Below are 15441 nucleotides of genomic sequence, written 5' to 3'. Positions count from 1 at the left end.
TTCGCTCAGACCGCTAAATCACTGATTTGCTGCGCAATCCTGAAAAAAAATCCGAAGGTGCCGGGCGCATGCCTCAGTCGGTTCTCACCCGCAGCCCATCGTTGAGGCAGTAGCCATAGCCACGCAGGGTCTGCAGCGCATAAGGCGCACCCAGGTCCGCCAGCTTGCGCCGCAGGTTGCAGATGTGCCGCTCGATCAACGGCCCGCGGCTGGCAGCTTCATCGCCCCACAGGTGCTGCTCGATGGCCTGGCGGCTGATCGGGCTGGCTTGCACCGCGAGCAGTGCCAGCAAGCGTTGTTCGGTGACGGTCACGCTCTGCTGGCGTGCACCGCGGCCCAGCAACAGGCGATTGTTCGAAAGCCACAAGCCAGCTCCGGAGTCATTGGCCGGAGCTGGCGCCTGGCGGGTCAGGGCCTGCATGCGCGCTTGCAGCTCCTCAGCGCTCACCGGCCGTGACAGGCACACGTCGGCCCCGGCCTTGAGCGCTTCGATGCGCGCCTGGTGGTCGCTGTCGCCCAGCAGCACCAGCACGGAGGCGTGGCCGCGGCGTTGCAGGCAGCGTTGCAGTAGCCGCGGAGAGGCCCGGGGCAGGTCAAGGACGATGAAGCTGTAGTCGCCCCGCAGCGCATGGTCGTACTGCTCGGTCGCAGCGCAGCGCAGCGTATGGCCGGCGTGCTGGAGCGCATCGATCAGGCTCGGGTCGGTTTCCTGGGCAAGGTAGAGTAGGTTCATGTCGCCACCAAAGGGGTGCTGCTGCGGCAATGCAGGCTCAGGCTGGCTCCGCCCAGCCGCGCACTACCGACGCGCAGGCTGAAGCCATGCAGGTTGACGATGGCCGCGACGATCGACAGGCCCAGGCCGAAGCCGCCCTGGCCACCGCTTTCGTCGAGGCGGTAGAAACGCTGGAAGATCGCTTCGCGCTCGCTTTCAGGAATGCCGGGGCCGGAGTCCTCGACTTCGATCAGTGGTGCGCCCTGTTCAACGCGTGCGTGCAGGGTGACCTTGCCGCCCGGCGGGGTGAACTTGATCGAGTTGCTCAGCAGGTTGCCGATCGCCTCGAACATCAACGCCCTGTCGCAATTTACGCTCGGCAGGCTGGCCGGCACGTCGAGCGCCAGCTGCAACTCGCCTTCCTCGGCCAGGGGCAGGTAGAAGTCGTACAGCTCGTGCAGCAATGGCAGCAGGTCGAGCATCACGAAACCCGAGCGGCGCTGATGGTCTTCGAGCTCCGAAATGCGCAGCAGCCCACGAAAGCGCGCCATCAGTGTGTCGGTTTCGTCGATCACCTGGTCCAGCTGCAGCGCGTGTGCCGAATCGGCTTCAGCCTGCTGTTTGATCCGATACAGCTGCGCCCGCAAGCGCGTCAGCGGCGTGCGCAGGTCGTGGGCGATGTTGTCGCACACCCCTTCGACTTCCAGCATCAGCCGCTCGATGCGGTCGAGCATGGCGTTGACGATCGCCGCCAGCATGTCCAGCTCGTCGCGCCGGTTCGACAGCGGCAGGCGCTGCGCCAGGTCACCGGCGATGATCGACTCGGCGCTGGCCTGGATCTGCCGAATGCGCCGCAACGGGCGGCGGCGCAGCAGGTGCCAGCCGGCAGCGCCGGGCAGGATGGTCAGCGACACACCCCAGAGCAGCGCGCGCAGGATGATGTGAGTGACCTGGAACAGTGAGCCGTTGTCACGCACCAGCACCAGCCAACGGCCGTCGCGGGTGGGCATCGCAACCGCAGCGCAGCTGTCCTGAGGCAGTTTGGGGTCGTTCGATTGGGTGCAGTCGTCCAGCTCGTAGATGCTGCCGTCCAGCGCCAGCCCACGCGGGATGCGCTTGAGTTCGCCGGCCAACGGGTCGAGCTCGTCGTCGAACAGGCCCCAGGCATCGTAGGCACGGTTGTCGAACGCCTCGCTGGCGGCCAGGGCGTCTTCCAGGTCTTGCCCGACGAAGCGCGAGAACAGGTGCTGGCGCTGCATCAGCGAATGCCGGGCGAGGCTGTTGAGGTAGTCCGACACCTCGAAATACAGCACCCCGAGCAGGATGCTGCTCCAGGCCACGAAGAGGAAACTGTAGAGCGCCAGCAGCCGGCTGCTGGAGGAGCGCCAACCCTTAGAGGGGTTCGGCAATGACATAGCCAGAGCCCCGTACAGTCTTGATCAGTGGCGGTTGGCCGGCAGGGTCGATCTTCTTGCGCAGGCGCCCGATGTGTACGTCGATCAGGTTGGTGCCGGGGTCGAAGTGATAGCCCCAGACTTCCTCGAAAATCATCATGCGGGTGAGGATCTGCCCGGCATTGCGCATGAGAAATTCCAGCAGCTTGAACTCGGTGGGCAGCAGGCTCAGCTGCTGCTCGCCACGACGCGCTTCGCGGGTGATCAGGTCAAGCTCGAGGTCGGCCACGCGCAGGATGTTGTCCTGGGTGGTAGCAGCCTGTTTGCGGCGCAGCAGCACCTCGACCCTGGCAGCCATTTCGTCGGAGGCGAAAGGTTTGGTCAGGTAGTCGTCACCGCCGGCACGCAGGCCGCGCACGCGCTCATCGACATCCGACAGCGCGCTGATCATCAACACGGGGGTGCTGACGCCGATGGTGCGCAGGGTGGTCACGATCGCCAGGCCGTCCAGCTCAGGCAGCATGCGGTCGAGGGTGATTACGTCGTAATCGCCGCTGACGGCTTTGACCAGCCCTTCGCGGCCGTTATCGACCCAGTCCACTTCGAGCCCGTGGTTGGTCAGCTCGGCGACGATTTCCCTGGCGGTGACTGCATCGTCTTCGATGGTCAATACGCGAGTCATGTTATCAATTACCCGGATGTCGGCTTCAGACGACTGGCATTGTGCCAAGGTTCGCCCAATGAAGGACTGAAGATTATTTCATGTTGGCTGGGATCAGGCGGATTGCACGGAAAAGTAGCAAAATGTAAGCAACAGGGTACCAAGTTGTTTCTAAAGGTTGCTCAAGTCGGGTCGATGCCCTGCATGCGATTCATCCGTCTCGATAACAGGAGCCAAACCATGAGCATCAGCGGCGTCACAGGCGTCAACATCGCCACGCTTTCCTCGAGCACCTCGGCCTCAAAAGCCAGCGACACCGATACCAGCAGTGCAAGCGTCGACCTCAGCGCGCTGGCCAGCAGCAAGAGCGGCTCGGCCGGTGGGGCCAAGGGTGCTGGCGGTGCCAGCGATTCAAGCTCCACCGAATCGGACTCGGTCAAAGAGATCAAGCAGCAGATTGCCGAGGTGCAAAAGCAACTGAACCAGGCCCAGCAGGCCCTGGCTCGTGCCCAGCAGGTACAGGATGATCAGGCCAGGCAAGCCCAGGTGGCGGCTGCGCAGACTCAAGTCACATCGCTGTCCGGGCAGATGCAGCGGCTCACGGCGCAACTCACCCAGGCGCTCACCGAGAGTGGCGGCAGCACCAGCGGTTCGATGGTCAGCACCAGCGCCTGACCGCAGCGCGTCGCCAGAGGGTGGCGGGCGGCTAAGCTTAGCGGCATGATCGGCCGAGCGGCGGCCTCTCGCCACCCGTCTCAAGGAGCATTTCGATGCAGGTGCCCGGCAAAGCCCACGACGAATCGCTGCGCATTCACACGTTGCGCTCCTTGAACCTTCTCGACACCCCCGCCGAAGAGCGCTTCGACCGCCTCACGCGCCTGGCCAGGGCGCTGTTCGGCATGCCGGTCGCGGTGGTGAGCCTGGTGGACGTTGACCGCCAGTGGTTCAAGTCTTGCGATGGCCTGGCAGCGCGCCAGACTTCTCGCGACGTATCGTTCTGTGGCCATGCCATCTTGCAGGACGGTGTGTTCGAGATTCCCGATGCCACGCTCGACGCACGCTTCAGTGACAACCCGCTGGTGACCGGCGAGCCGCATGTCCGTTACTACGCCGGGCGCCCGTTGAAGGCGCGTAATGGCAGCGCGGTGGGAACACTCTGCCTGATCGACCATCAGCCCAGGCGGCTGAGCGATGAACAGCGAGCTCAGCTCAATGACCTGGCTGTATTGGCTGAGCAGGAGATCGAAGCGCTGCAGTCGGCGACCGTCGACCCCCTCACTCAGATCGCCAACCGCCAGGGGTTCGAGCACATGGCCAACTATGCCTTGAGCCTGTGCCGGCGCGTGGGCACACAGGCGACCTTGCTGTTGTTCGATCTGGAAGGATTCAAAGGCATCAACGAGCGTTTCGGTTACGTCGAGGGCGACCAGGCGTTGAAAGCGTTCGCTCAGCTACTGCGTACGGTGCTCAGGGAAATGGACAATATCGGCCGCCTGGGAGGCGACCAGTTCGTGGTGCTGCTGATGGGCGCCAATCTGTCGGAGAGCCGGGTGGCGCTGGCGCGGTTCGACCGGGCCTTGCAGGCCGCCAACCACCGCGCTGCAAAGGGCTTCGAGCTGCGTTACAGCGTAGTGGCCTGCGAATACGAGATGGCGCGCCATTCCACGCTTGCTGCGCTGATCGCCCAGGCCGCTGCGGATATGCAGCGGCACAAGCAGCGCAGGGATTGAGGCGGGCTCAGTCTGCCATGCGGTTCTTGTCGGCCCGGTACTGCATCGCCAGCGAGGCGGGCTTGTTGCTGCGGCCGGTTTCCATCCACTGGCGCAGCCGGGACGCGTCGGCGAAGTGGGTGAACTTGCCATAGGCATCGAGCACTACCATCGCCACCGGGCGGTCGGCCATGCGGGTGACCAGCACCAGGCAGTGGCCGGCCTGGTTGGTGAAACCGGTCTTGGTCAGCTGGATATCCCAATTGCTGTTGAGCAGGTGGTCGGTGTTGCGAAAGCCCAGGGTGTAGTTGGGGTGCTTGAAGGCAACGGTCTTTTCACGGGTGGTGGAAAGCTCGCGCAGCATCGGGTATTGGCGGGCGGCCATCAGCAGCTTGGTCAGGTCGCGCGCGGACGAGACGTTGTGCTCCGACAGCCCGGTAGGCTCCACGTAACGGGTGTGGCTCATGCCCAGCGAGCGGGCCTTGGCGTTCATCGCAGTGATGAAGGCGTTGTAGCCGCCCGGGTAGTGATGGGCAAGGCTGGCGGCGGCGCGGTTTTCCGAAGACATCAGCGCGATCAGCAGCATGTTGCGACGGTCCAGGGTGCTACCCAGCTTGACTCGGGAAAACACGCCTTTCATTTCTTTGGTGTGGCTGATGTCGATATCGATTTCTTCGGTCATCGACTGCTTGGCGTCGAGCACGACCATGGCCGTCATCAACTTGGTGACCGAGGCGATCGGGACGACTTTGTCCGGCTTGCTTTCATACAGCACCTTGCCGGTCTGCAAGTCGGTCAGCAGCGCGCTGCCCGAGGCCAGATGCAGTTGCGACGGGTCACGTGCCAGCGCAGCTTCGGCGGCAATGGCGGCAGGGGGAAGTGCGGTGCTGGCCAGGGCGACGACGAGGCTGAGCAAAGAAAGGGTTTTTTTCACGGAAAGGGGTACCCGGCAAAATGAAAGATGCACACAGATGAAGAGATGAAAAAATCTGACACATTCTAGGAGGCGGCAGGGCTGGCTGTCGATTGCCCTGGAAGGTGAATATTTATTCATTCACACAGAATCACCGGATAAACGAAAGCCCCGCAGATGCGGGGCTTTGAGCGAATACTGGGCAAAACGCCAGTATTACCAGCGGCCGTAGCCCGGGCCGTAGTAATAACCTGGCGGCGGAGGCGGTGGTGGAGGGGCGTAGTACACCGGGGCAGGTTGGTAATAAACCGGCGGTGGTGGCGCGTAGTACACCGGTGGAGGCGGCGCGGCATAGACCGGCCGTTCGACGTAGACCGGTGCGGGGCGGCTTGCCACGACAGCGCCGAGCACTGTGCCACCAATCAATGCACCGACTACAGCGCCCGTGCCTGGGCCGTGTGCCGAGGCCGGGCCAGCCATACCAGCGGCCAGCGCGCCTGCCAGCAGAGCCACCTTGGAGATATGACGAATCATGGATGTTTCCTCGTAAACGACGTGGCGCGATGACCCCGCCTCGGGATCATGGACTGCCGTACACACTATGACAGCGAAATTGTAAGAAGCTGCAACGGCGAACGGTAAATTTTGTGTAAGGTCCTAGAGACAAATCAACCACTTGAAGAAGGCTGCCCGTGCTCAAAGTCCCGAACAAAGACACCCGGTTGTGCATGTCCCTCGCCGCGCGCCCCGGCAACTTCGGTACGCGGTTTCACAACTATCTCTATGACCGGCTGGGCCTGAACTTCCTCTACAAAGCTTTCACCACCACCGACCTGCCTGCGGCGATCGGTGGGGTGCGGGCCTTGGGTATCCGCGGTTGTGCTGTGTCCATGCCGTTCAAGGAAGCCTGCATCGAGCTGGTCGATGCCATGGACCCCTCTGCAGCGGCCATCGCCTCGGTCAATACGCTGGTCAACGACAATGGCCGGCTGACGGCCTACAACACCGACTACCTTGCCATCGGCCATCTGATCCGCCACCACCGGCTCGACCCTGGGCTGCGAGTGGCGCTTCGTGGCAGCGGCGGCATGGGCAAAGCGGTCGCCTGCGCGTTTCGTGACGCAGGCTTTGGCAATGTCACGCTCATCGCTCGTAACGCAGAGGCCGGCCCGGCACTGGCCGAGGCCTGTGGTTTCAGCTGGCAGGCCGAGCCTGAAGGTGTACAGGCGCAATTGCTGGTCAACGTGACCCCGCTGGGCATGGCCGGGGGCCCTGAGGCTCAGGCTTTGGCGTTCCCTGGGCCTATGGTGGCGGCGGCAGAGGCAGTGTTCGATGTGGTGGCCCTGCCGCCGCGTACGCCGTTGATCGAATTGGCAGAAAGCCTTGGCAAGCCTGTGATCACCGGCCTGGAGGTGGTGGCTTTACAGGCGCTGGAGCAGTTCGTGCTGTACACCGGCGTGCGGCCGGCGCCAGAGTTGGTCGAGGAGGCTGTGACGTTCGCCGCGCAAGGCTGAGCTGAACTACCAAGCCTCAAGGGCCCGGGGCCTGGTGATTCTGCGGTTCGGTGGGAGGGCGGCTCGCCGCGCGACATGGGGCCTCAGGCTCCCTCGTCGCCCGTTACACGGCATTCGTTACACGGCGCCCGTTACACGGCGTCCGGCAAGTCTGCCTTCCACTCTCACTTCACTAGCCGGGTGTGCGGGCCGGCATTCCCTACAACTCATTGAACTGGCAATACTCCTCCCAGCTCATGCCCAACGCCTCAGCCACTTCCCGATGCGTTTCAAGGCGCATCTCGCGCAGCTGTTCGGGGCTTTCGGCGATCAGCTCCAGGGCATACTCCCAAGGCTGCAGGCCGCGGTCGTCAGCGGCATCCTCGAAAGCCCACAGGATCTGTTGGCGCTGCTCGGCGTCGCTCAGTGCGGCGATTTCTTCGGCCAGTTGTGGATGCCTGGAGAGGTAGGCGTCGAGTGCGGCTTGCTGGCGGTCTTGTTTGGCGATCATCGGGGCAATCTCTAAAGCGGTAGGGCAGGGCGGCATCATGCCACATCGCGCATTTGCCCTTGGTGCTAGAATCGCCGGCCCCGACGCTTGGAAGAGAGGAATTCCCGTGCGCAAGTTGATGGTAGCGGCCGCGCTGCTGGCCCTGGCCGGTTGCGACAACGATGTCACCCAGGCCCACAAAGCGGTGGCCGCCCAGCTGCAAAATCCGTCCACGGCCAAGTTCGCCAACGTGCGCCCGCTGGCGCAGGGCAATGTGTGCGGGCAGGTGCGCGGCAAGGACGCGGCAGGCAATTACACCGCCTATGTGAGCTACGTTGCGATCAAGGCCGAAGACGGCTACCACGCCATCCTTGACCCGCAGGGCAACAACGAGGCAGTGCGGACAATCTGCGGCTCGCCTGCACCGGAGCAGTCTCAAGCCGACGCGGCCAATGGCTGGAGGTGCGGATCGCCGACAACGCCATGGGTGCGCTCAGCGACATGACCTCGCGGCTGATCGAGAAAGGTTTCGTGGCCAATGTCGCCACCCGTGGCGGCAAGACCGAAGCGTACCTGGGCCCGTTCGCCACCCAGGCCGAAGCCCAGGCCAAGAAGGCTGAGCTGATGGCCAGCCAGGGCATCGAGGCATTCGTGGTGCCGCACCCGGCTGACGCCAGGTAGCGGCACTTGCGGCGCGTCAGGCGCGCTGGCCGAACGTCGCCTCCTGCGCCGTCCAACCTGCCACCTGTTCCGACAGCGTCAAGCCCAGGCCCGGGCGGGTGGGCACCAGCATGCGCCCGTCGCGGGTTTCCAGCCGCTCGTTGAACAGCGGCTCCAGCCATTCGAAGTGCTCTACCCACGGCTCGGTGGGGTAAGTGGCGGCCAGGTGGACGTGCAGCTCCATGGCAAAGTGCGGCGCCAGCATCAGCCCCGTGCTCTCTGCCAGCGCTGCCACCTTGAGAAACGGCGTGATGCCGCCCACGCGCGGGGCGTCGGGCATCAGGTAATCGGCGCCGCGCAGGCGGATGAACTCCAGGTGCTCGGCAACGCTGGTGAGCATTTCACCTGTGGCGATCGGCGTATCGAACTGGCGGGCGAGGTCGGCATGGCCTTCGGCGTCGTAGCAGTCCAGCGGCTCCTCGATCCACACCAGGTTGAACTCCTCGAAGCGCCGGCACATGCGCTGTGCGGTGGGGCGGTCCCACTGCTGGTTGGCGTCGACCATCAGCGGGAAATCCTGGCCCAGGTGGCGGCGTACCGCGCTGACGCGTTCGATGTCCTTGGCGCAGTCGGGTTGGCCGACTTTCAGCTTGATACCGCCGATGCCTTTTTCACGGGAGATTTCAGTGTTCTTCAGCAGTTGATCCAGCGGTGTGTGCAGGAAGCCGCCAGAGGTGTTGTAGCAGCGAACCGAATCGCGCTGGGCACCGAGCAGGCGCGCCAGCGAAAGGTTTGCGCGCTTGGCTTTCAGATCCCACAGCGCAACATCGAAGGCGCCGATGGCCTGTGTCGCCAGGCCGCTGCGGCCGACCGAGGCGCCGGCCCAGCACAGCTTGGTCCACAGTTTGGCGATGTCGCTGGGGTTCTCGCCCAGCAGCGCCGGCGCGATTTCCTGAGCGTGGGCGAACTGGCCGGGGCCGCCGGCGCGCTTGGAGTAGCTCAGGCCCAGCCCGCAGTGGCCGTCGCGGGTTTCGATCTCGGCGAACAGGATGGCGATTTCGGTCATCGGCTTTTGCCGGCCGGTGAGCACCTTGGCATCGCTGATGGGGTTGGCCAGCGGCAGGTAGACCGACGCCAGGCGGACCCAGCAGATGGTGTCGTTGTCGCCGGAAGGGGTGTGCGAATTCATGAGGCTTTCCTTGTGCAATGCAGATTCAGTGAGCAGGTTCGGCCACGGCTTCGGGCAGCGGCTGGCCAGGCTCATCATCGAGCTCCAGGCGCTTGAGCGGGCCGACGATGACCAGGTAGGCGAACGCGCCGAGCAGGCCCATGGCCGCGACATACATCAGCGCGGCGTCGAACGAGCCCAGCTCGTTGATCAGCACGCCGATGGCAATGGGCGTGATGATGCTGGCGATGTTGCCGCAGAAGTTGAACATCGCCCCGCTCACGCCCATGGCGCGCTTGGGCGAGACGTCACCGACGATGCACCAGCCCAGGTTGCCGACGCCCTTGGCGAAGAAGGCGATCGACATCACCAGTGTGACCACCGCCACCGACTGGGTGTAGTTGGCGATAACGATGGAGCTCGACAGCAGCAGGCCGGTGATGATCGGCAGCTTGCGCGCGAAGGTCAGGCTATGGCCGCGGCGCAGCAGCCAGTCGGACCACACCCCGCCAATCACCCCGCCCAGGCAGCCGGCCACCGGAGGGATTGCCGCCACCAGGCCGACCTTGAGCATGCTCATGCCCTTGGCTTCGATCAGGTAGGTGGGGAACCAGGTCAGGAAGAACCAGGTGATGGTGGTGAGGCAGAACTGGCCCAGGTAAACGCCCAGCATCATGCGGTTGCCACCAATGGCCTTGACCCGCGCCCAGCTGAAGGGCGTGGGCGCATCGCCCAGATTCGGCAGGCCGCCGCCCGCTTCGATGTGGTCGATTTCAGCCTGGTTGACGCGATGGTCCTTGCGCGGCTCGCGCACCAGGGCGAACCACACGAACCCCAGCAGGATGCCGGCAGCGCCGGTCCAGAAGAACACGTGCTGCCAGCCGAAAGCGCCCAGCAGCCAGACCATCAATGGTGTGAACACCGCCAGGGCGAAGTACTGCGCCGACTGAAACACCGCCGTGGCAAGGCCCCGCTCCTGGCGCGGGAACCACATCACGGTCAGGCGGTTGTTGGCCGGGAAGGCCGGCGACTCGGCCACGCCCATCAGAAAGCGCAGCACGAACAGCGCCAGGAAAGCAGAGCTGAACAGGTCGACGAAGCCCTGCACGAAGGTGAGCGCCGACCACAGCACCAGGCTCAGGCCCAGCACAAGGCGCGAGCCGTAGCGGTCGAGGATGATGCCGCCGGGTAGCTGCATGCTGGTGTAGGCCCAGCCGAAGGCGGAAAACGCGATGCCCATCATGACTGCGTCGAAGCCCAGGTCATGGCGCATCGCAGGCGCGGCCACGGAAAGGGTGGCGCGGTCGACGTAGTTGAACACGGTGACGATGAAGATCATCGCCAGGATCAGGTAGCGCACCCGCGTGGGTTTGGCGCTGGTTTGGAGCTGGCTCATGGTTATTGTCCTTGTTGGCCGCTTGGATTCTGATAATCGATGACTGCGCAATCATATCGATTTCAGAAGAAGCAGCCGGGGCATTTTTGGCCAGGCTGCTGTTTCCGGATAATACATTGATTGCGCAATCAGGCAAGTGCCGGCGTCTTCCGAGCGAGCGTTGTTCAGCAAGGGCAGATAGGGTAGGGGGCTTGCGCGGTCGGCAAGCCCCTGCCGGCGTTTACTTCAGCCGGCGGAAGTAAGTCGAAAGCAGCGCGCCGCTGATGTTGTGCCACACGCTGAACAGCGCGCTCGGCACTGCAGCCAGCGGTGAAATATGCGCAGCAGCCAGCGCCGCGCCGAGCCCGGAGTTCTGCATGCCCACCTCCAGCGCCAGCGACTTGCGCTGCGCCAACGGCAGGCCGAACAGCCGCGCGGTGCCGTAGCCCAGCGCATAGCCGAAGCTGTTGTGCAGGATCACCACCAGCATGATCAGCAGGCCGGACTCGGCGATTTTCGCCTGGCTCGCCGCCACCACCGCGCAGACGATCATCACGATGCTCACCACTGACACCAGCGGCAGCACGTCCACCGCCAGTTGTACCTTCTCGCCCAGCAGGCGCTGCGCCAGCACGCCCAACACGATCGGCAGCATCACGAACTGCAGGATGGAAATGAACATCTCCCAGAACGATACCGGCATCCAGGCCGAGGCCAGCAGCCAGATCAGCGCAGGCGTTGCCAGCGGTGCAATCAGCGTGGTGACGGCGGCGATGGCCACAGACAGCGCCAGGTCACCCTTGGCCAGCCAGGTCATCACATTCGACGAGGTGCCGCTCGGGCAGCAACCCACCAGGATCACACCCACCGCAATCTCCGGCGGCAGGTGGAACGCCTGGCACAGCAGCCAGGCCACGCCCGGCATGATCACAAAATGCGCCACGCAACCCAGGCCCACTCGCCAGGGTTGGCGGAATACGGCGGCGAAGTCGTCGAGCTTGAGGGTCAGGCCCATGCCGAACATCACCAGCCCCAGCAACGGCACGATGGCCACCTTCAGTGCGATGAACCAGCCGGGTTGCAGAAACGCCAGGATGGCGAACAGCAGCACCCACCAGGCGAAGGTATTGCCGACGAAGCGGCTGAGGGCGGCGAGGGCACGCATGGGGCTTCTCTCTTATAGGAATGTGTAAGCGTCAGAGGCCCTGGGGCGTGTCTTCACCGCCCAGCGCCTCGAACAGCGCCGGCAGGAATTCGCCGAAGGTCAGCATCATCAGGGTGAAGCTTGCGTCCTGCTGGCCCAGGTCGTCGTCGCCGCCATCCTGTTCAGCCTGCTCTTGCAGCAGCTCTTCGAAGCGCAGGCGCTTGATGATCATCTTGTCGTCCAAAACGAAAGACAGTTTGTCCTGCCAGGCCAGCGACAGTTGAGTGACCAGCTTGCCGGTGTTCAGGTGCAGCTGAATCTCGTCGCTGGTGAGGTCCTGGCGCTTGCAGCGCACGATGCCGCCGTCTTCACCGGAGTCGCGCAGTTCGCACTCGTCGAGCACGAAGAAGTCGGCAGCCGCTTTTTGCGTCTTGACCCAGTCGGTGAGGGTGGCGGTCGGGGCGATCTTCACGGTCAGCGGGCGTACCGGCAGCGTGCCAAGCACTTCGCGCAGGGTAGACAGCAGGTCTTCGGCACGCTTGGCGCTGGCGGAGTTGACCAGAATCAGCCCTTGCTTGGGGGCGATGGCGGCGAAGGTGCTGGAGCGGCGGATGAAGGCGCGCGGCAGGAAGGCCTGGATGATCTCGTCCTTGATCTGCTCGCGTTCCTTTTTATAGACCTTGCGCATCTGCTCGGCCTCGATCTCCTCGACCTTTTCCTTGACCGCGTCACGCACAACGCTGCCTGGCAGGATGCGCTCCTCCTTGCGGGCGGCCACCAGAAGAAAGTCCCCGCTCACGTGCGCCAGTGGCGCATCCGGGCCCTTGCCGAACGGCGCCACGAAACCGTAGGTGGCCAGTTCCTGGCTGGCGCAGGGGCGTGCGGGTTTGCTCGCCAGGGCGTCTTCCAGTGCTTGCGGGTCGAAGGGGATGTCCTGGGTCAGGCGATAGACAAGCAGGTTCTTGAACCACATTGGGCGTGCGTCTCCTTAAGGCATAGGGGGCGCATTATTCTCCCTGTGGGGCGGTTCGCCAACCTCGGGCTAGGTTATTGAAAGCACTGAAAAATTATTTTGAAAAAACGCTTGCCATGGTGGAAGTGCCTCCGTAGAATGCGCGCCACACCGAGAGACGAAGGGTGATTAGCTCAGCCGGGAGAGCATCTGCCTTACAAGCAGAGGGTCGGCGGTTCGATCCCGTCATCACCCACCACTCGCTCACGAGGTGTATCGCGCAGCGGTAGTTCAGTCGGTTAGAATACCGGCCTGTCACGCCGGGGGTCGCGGGTTCGAGTCCCGTCCGCTGCGCCATATCAGAAGCTTTGGAACCCACTGAACATTCCGGAGCGTCCTTGAAAAGGCAGCCATTTATGGCTGCCTTTTTTCGTTGTTCTCCTTTTTGATCGGCGTTCAGCTCTCGCTTTGATCGGCTTGCGCCCTTCATGGTTCGCAGGTGCTTGACGCCCGTCGCCTCCCTGAGCATTTCCAGGCATCCACGCGGTCGCACCCATATGCAAGCAGCCATCCGAAAGTGGAAGGCTTCTTGCAAAGCAGCACGCACGCACGCTGAACGCGTCAAAAGTTTGCTGGGGAATGAACGTCATGGCGGTGGATCGCACGCAACTTCTGAATAACGCTCGGGGCCTGGCCCGCGGTAACCTGGGGGTGCCGCTGCTGCTGCTCATCATGCTGGCGATGATGACGCTGCCGATACCGCCGTTTCTGCTCGACGTCTTCTTTACCTTTAACATCGCCCTCTCGATCGTGGTGCTGCTGGTCAGCGTCTACGCGCTGCGGCCCCTGGATTTCGCGGTGTTCCCACCATCCTGCTGGTGGCGACGTTGCTGCGCCTGGCGCTGAACGTGGCGTCGACGCGGGTGGTCATGCTGCACGGCCATGAGGGGCACCAAGCCGCGGGCAAGGTGATCCAGGCGTTCGGTGAAGTGGTGATTGGCGGCAACTACGTGGTCGGTGCGGTGGTGTTCGCCATCCTGATGATCATCAACTTCGTGGTGGTCACCAAGGGCGCAGGGCGCATCTCCGAGGTAAGCGCGCGCTTCACCCTCGATGCCATGCCCGGCAAACAGATGGCGATCGACGCCGACCTCAACGCTGGCCTGATCGACCAGGCGGGCGCGAAGCACCGCCGCTCTGAAGTCGCCGCCGAGGCTGAGTTCTACGGCTCCATGGACGGCGCCAGCAAGTTCGTGCGCGGTGATGCCGTCGCCGGCCTGCTGATTCTGTTCATCAACCTGATTGGCGGCATGGCCATCGGTATCCTCCAGCACGGGCTGAGCTTCGCCGATGCCGGCAAAACCTACGCACTGCTGACCATCGGTGACGGCCTGGTGGCGCAATTGCCGTCGCTGCTGCTGTCGACCTCCGCTGCCGTGATGGTGACCCGGGCCAGCGGTTCGGAAGACATGGGCAAGCAGATCACCCGGCAGATGTTCGATTCGCCCAAGGCGCTGGCGGTGTCTGCTGCCTTGATGCTGATCATGGGCATCGTGCCGGGCATGCCGCACATTGCCTTCCTGAGCCTGGCGCTGATGGCCGGCGGCGGTGCCTACCTGATCTGGAAAAAGCAGAACGAGGCCAAGGTGATTGCTGCCGCGGAGGTGCAACGCCAGCAAGAGGCCTTGCCCTCGCCGCAGCGCAGTGCCGAGACCAAGGAGCTGGGCTGGGACGACGTATCGCCTATCGACATGATCGGGCTGGAAGTCGGTTATCGCCTGATCCCGTTGGTGGATCGCAACCAAGGTGGCGAATTACTGGCGCGTATTAAAGGGGTGCGCAAGAAGCTGTCACAGGATCTGGGCTTCCTGATGCCCACCGTGCACATTCGCGACAACCTGGACCTTGCCCCAGTGCCTACCGCCTCACGCTGATGGGCGTGATCCTGGCAGAGGCCGAGATCTATCCTGACCGGGAGCTTGCGATCAACCCCGGCCAGGTGTTCGGCAACCTCAACGGCATCCAGGCGCGTGATCCGGCCTTCGGCCTGGAGGCGGTGTGGATCGAGATCAGCAACCGCGCGCAGGCCCAGTCCCTGGGCTATACGGTAGTGGATGCTAGCACTGTAGTGGCAACCCACTTGAACCAGATTCTGCAAAAACACTCCCATGAGCTATTGGGGCACGAAGAAGTGCAGCAACTGCTGCAGGTTCTGGCCAAGGCGTCTCCCAAGCTGGCCGAGGAACTCGTCCCGGGCGTGCTTTCGCTGTCGGCGCTGCTCAAGGTATTGCAGGCCTTGCTGGCCGAACAGGTGCCGGTACGCGACATCCGCACCATCGCCGAGGCGATCGCCAACAATGCCAGCCGGAGTCAAGATACCGCCGCGCTGGTGCAGCACGTACGCGCCGCATTGTCCCGCGCAATCGTGCAAAGCATTGTGGGCACTGAGTCTGAGCTGCCAGTGATCACACTTGAACCAAAGTTGGAACAGATATTGCTCAATAGTTTGCAGAAGGCCGGTCAGGGTCAGGAAGAAGGCGTTTTGCTGGAGCCTGGCATGGCTGAGCGGTTGCAGCGCTCCTTGATCGAAGCGTCGCAGCGTCAGGAAATGCTTGGCCAACCTGCGATCCTTCTGGTCGCAGGGCCGGTCCGGGCGATGCTCTCGCGCTTTGGTCGGTTGGCGGTACCCAATCTGCATGTGCTGGCGTATCAGGAAATCCCTGACAACAAACAAGTGACGATCGTGGCGACAGTAGGGCCGAACGGCTGA

At 63.4% G+C, this 15441-nt stretch carries 13 protein-coding genes, 2 tRNA genes and 2 pseudogenes; 7 read left to right on the top strand and 10 right to left on the bottom strand.

The features are described from left to right. Nucleotides 1-73: 73 nt before the first annotated feature. The 3 genes from LN139_RS12775 to LN139_RS12765 are packed head-to-tail and all read right to left on the bottom strand — an operon-like array spanning nt 74 to nt 2788. On the bottom strand, nt 74-733 hold the full coding sequence (locus tag LN139_RS12775; protein ID WP_236354006.1) for a response regulator transcription factor: 660 nt from the start codon (nt 731-733) through the stop codon (nt 74-76). Next, complete coding sequence (locus LN139_RS12770; RefSeq protein ID WP_236354004.1) at nt 730-2127, bottom strand: sensor histidine kinase; 1398 nt, start codon at nt 2125-2127, stop codon at nt 730-732. The genes LN139_RS12775 and LN139_RS12770 overlap by 4 nt, the downstream gene beginning before the upstream one ends. Further along, on the bottom strand, nt 2105-2788 hold the full coding sequence (locus LN139_RS12765) for a response regulator transcription factor (RefSeq protein ID WP_236353992.1): 684 nt from the start codon (nt 2786-2788) through the stop codon (nt 2105-2107). Before LN139_RS12765 ends, LN139_RS12770 begins: the two co-directional genes overlap by 23 nt. A gap of 219 nt (nt 2789-3007) precedes the next feature. On the opposite strand from LN139_RS12765, the gene LN139_RS12760 reads away from it, so the two are divergent. Continuing rightward, complete coding sequence (locus LN139_RS12760; protein ID WP_236353990.1) at nt 3008-3442, top strand: hypothetical protein; 435 nt, start codon at nt 3008-3010, stop codon at nt 3440-3442. A gap of 95 nt (nt 3443-3537) precedes the next feature. Further along, nucleotides 3538-4497 (top strand): GGDEF domain-containing protein, encoded by a 960-nt coding sequence (locus LN139_RS12755; RefSeq protein WP_236353988.1) that lies wholly within the window; start codon nt 3538-3540, stop codon nt 4495-4497. A gap of 7 nt (nt 4498-4504) precedes the next feature. Here LN139_RS12755 and pbpG read toward each other — a convergent pair whose 3' ends face one another. Together pbpG and LN139_RS12745 are read right to left on the bottom strand one after the other, a co-directional pair. Next, nucleotides 4505-5410: a D-alanyl-D-alanine endopeptidase gene (gene pbpG / locus LN139_RS12750; protein ID WP_236353986.1), complete on the bottom strand. Its 906-nt coding sequence runs from the start codon at nt 5408-5410 to the stop codon at nt 4505-4507. A gap of 195 nt (nt 5411-5605) precedes the next feature. Next, nucleotides 5606-5923, bottom strand: coding sequence for a hypothetical protein (locus tag LN139_RS12745; RefSeq protein WP_236353984.1), 318 nt, complete (start codon nt 5921-5923; stop codon nt 5606-5608). A gap of 158 nt (nt 5924-6081) precedes the next feature. Between LN139_RS12745 and LN139_RS12740 the strand changes: the two genes are divergently transcribed. Next, nucleotides 6082-6903, top strand: a complete 822-nt coding sequence (locus LN139_RS12740) for a shikimate 5-dehydrogenase (protein WP_236353982.1) — start codon at nt 6082-6084, stop codon at nt 6901-6903. Between the two features lie 199 nt (nt 6904-7102). Here LN139_RS12740 and LN139_RS12735 read toward each other — a convergent pair whose 3' ends face one another. Further along, nucleotides 7103-7393 carry a DUF6388 family protein gene (locus LN139_RS12735; RefSeq protein WP_236353978.1) on the bottom strand — a complete coding sequence of 97 codons (291 nt, stop codon included), beginning with the start codon at nt 7391-7393 and terminating at the stop codon, nt 7103-7105. A gap of 106 nt (nt 7394-7499) precedes the next feature. Here LN139_RS12735 and LN139_RS12730 point away from each other — a divergent pair. Beyond that, nucleotides 7500-8053: pseudogene (locus LN139_RS12730) on the top strand (SPOR domain-containing protein). A gap of 16 nt (nt 8054-8069) precedes the next feature. Here the strand turns inward: LN139_RS12730 and LN139_RS12725 are convergent. The 4 genes from LN139_RS12725 to rdgC all read right to left on the bottom strand — a co-directional run bounded on the left by LN139_RS12725 (nt 8070) and on the right by rdgC (nt 12692). Further along, on the bottom strand, nt 8070-9221 hold the full coding sequence (locus LN139_RS12725; protein ID WP_236353976.1) for an L-talarate/galactarate dehydratase: 1152 nt from the start codon (nt 9219-9221) through the stop codon (nt 8070-8072). 25 nt (nt 9222-9246) lie between these two features. Further along, nucleotides 9247-10596: an MFS transporter gene (locus LN139_RS12720; RefSeq protein ID WP_236353974.1), complete on the bottom strand. Its 1350-nt coding sequence runs from the start codon at nt 10594-10596 to the stop codon at nt 9247-9249. 220 nt (nt 10597-10816) lie between these two features. Further along, entirely contained in the window at nt 10817-11740 is a 924-nt protein-coding gene (locus LN139_RS12715; protein WP_236353973.1) for a bile acid:sodium symporter family protein, read from the bottom strand. Between the two features lie 31 nt (nt 11741-11771). After that, nucleotides 11772-12692 (bottom strand): recombination-associated protein RdgC, encoded by a 921-nt coding sequence (rdgC, locus tag LN139_RS12710; RefSeq protein WP_236353971.1) that lies wholly within the window; start codon nt 12690-12692, stop codon nt 11772-11774. A 162-nt stretch (nt 12693-12854) separates the two neighbouring features. Between rdgC and LN139_RS12705 the strand changes: the two genes are divergently transcribed. The 3 genes and pseudogenes from LN139_RS12705 (at nt 12855) to flhA (ending at nt 15441) form a co-directional block, all read left to right on the top strand. Beyond that, nucleotides 12855-12930: transfer RNA gene (locus LN139_RS12705), tRNA-Val, on the top strand. Nucleotides 12931-12951: 21 nt separating this feature from the next. Continuing rightward, nucleotides 12952-13028, top strand: a tRNA-Asp gene (locus tag LN139_RS12700). A gap of 297 nt (nt 13029-13325) precedes the next feature. Next, nucleotides 13326-15441, top strand: a pseudogene (flhA, locus tag LN139_RS12695) (flagellar biosynthesis protein FlhA).

It is taken from the genome of Pseudomonas sp. KNUC1026 (assembly GCF_021650705.1).
Taxonomy (GTDB): domain Bacteria; phylum Pseudomonadota; class Gammaproteobacteria; order Pseudomonadales; family Pseudomonadaceae; genus Aquipseudomonas.
The sequence above is the reverse complement of the archived record's forward strand: the minus strand, read 5'-3'. Positions and strand labels throughout refer to the sequence as shown.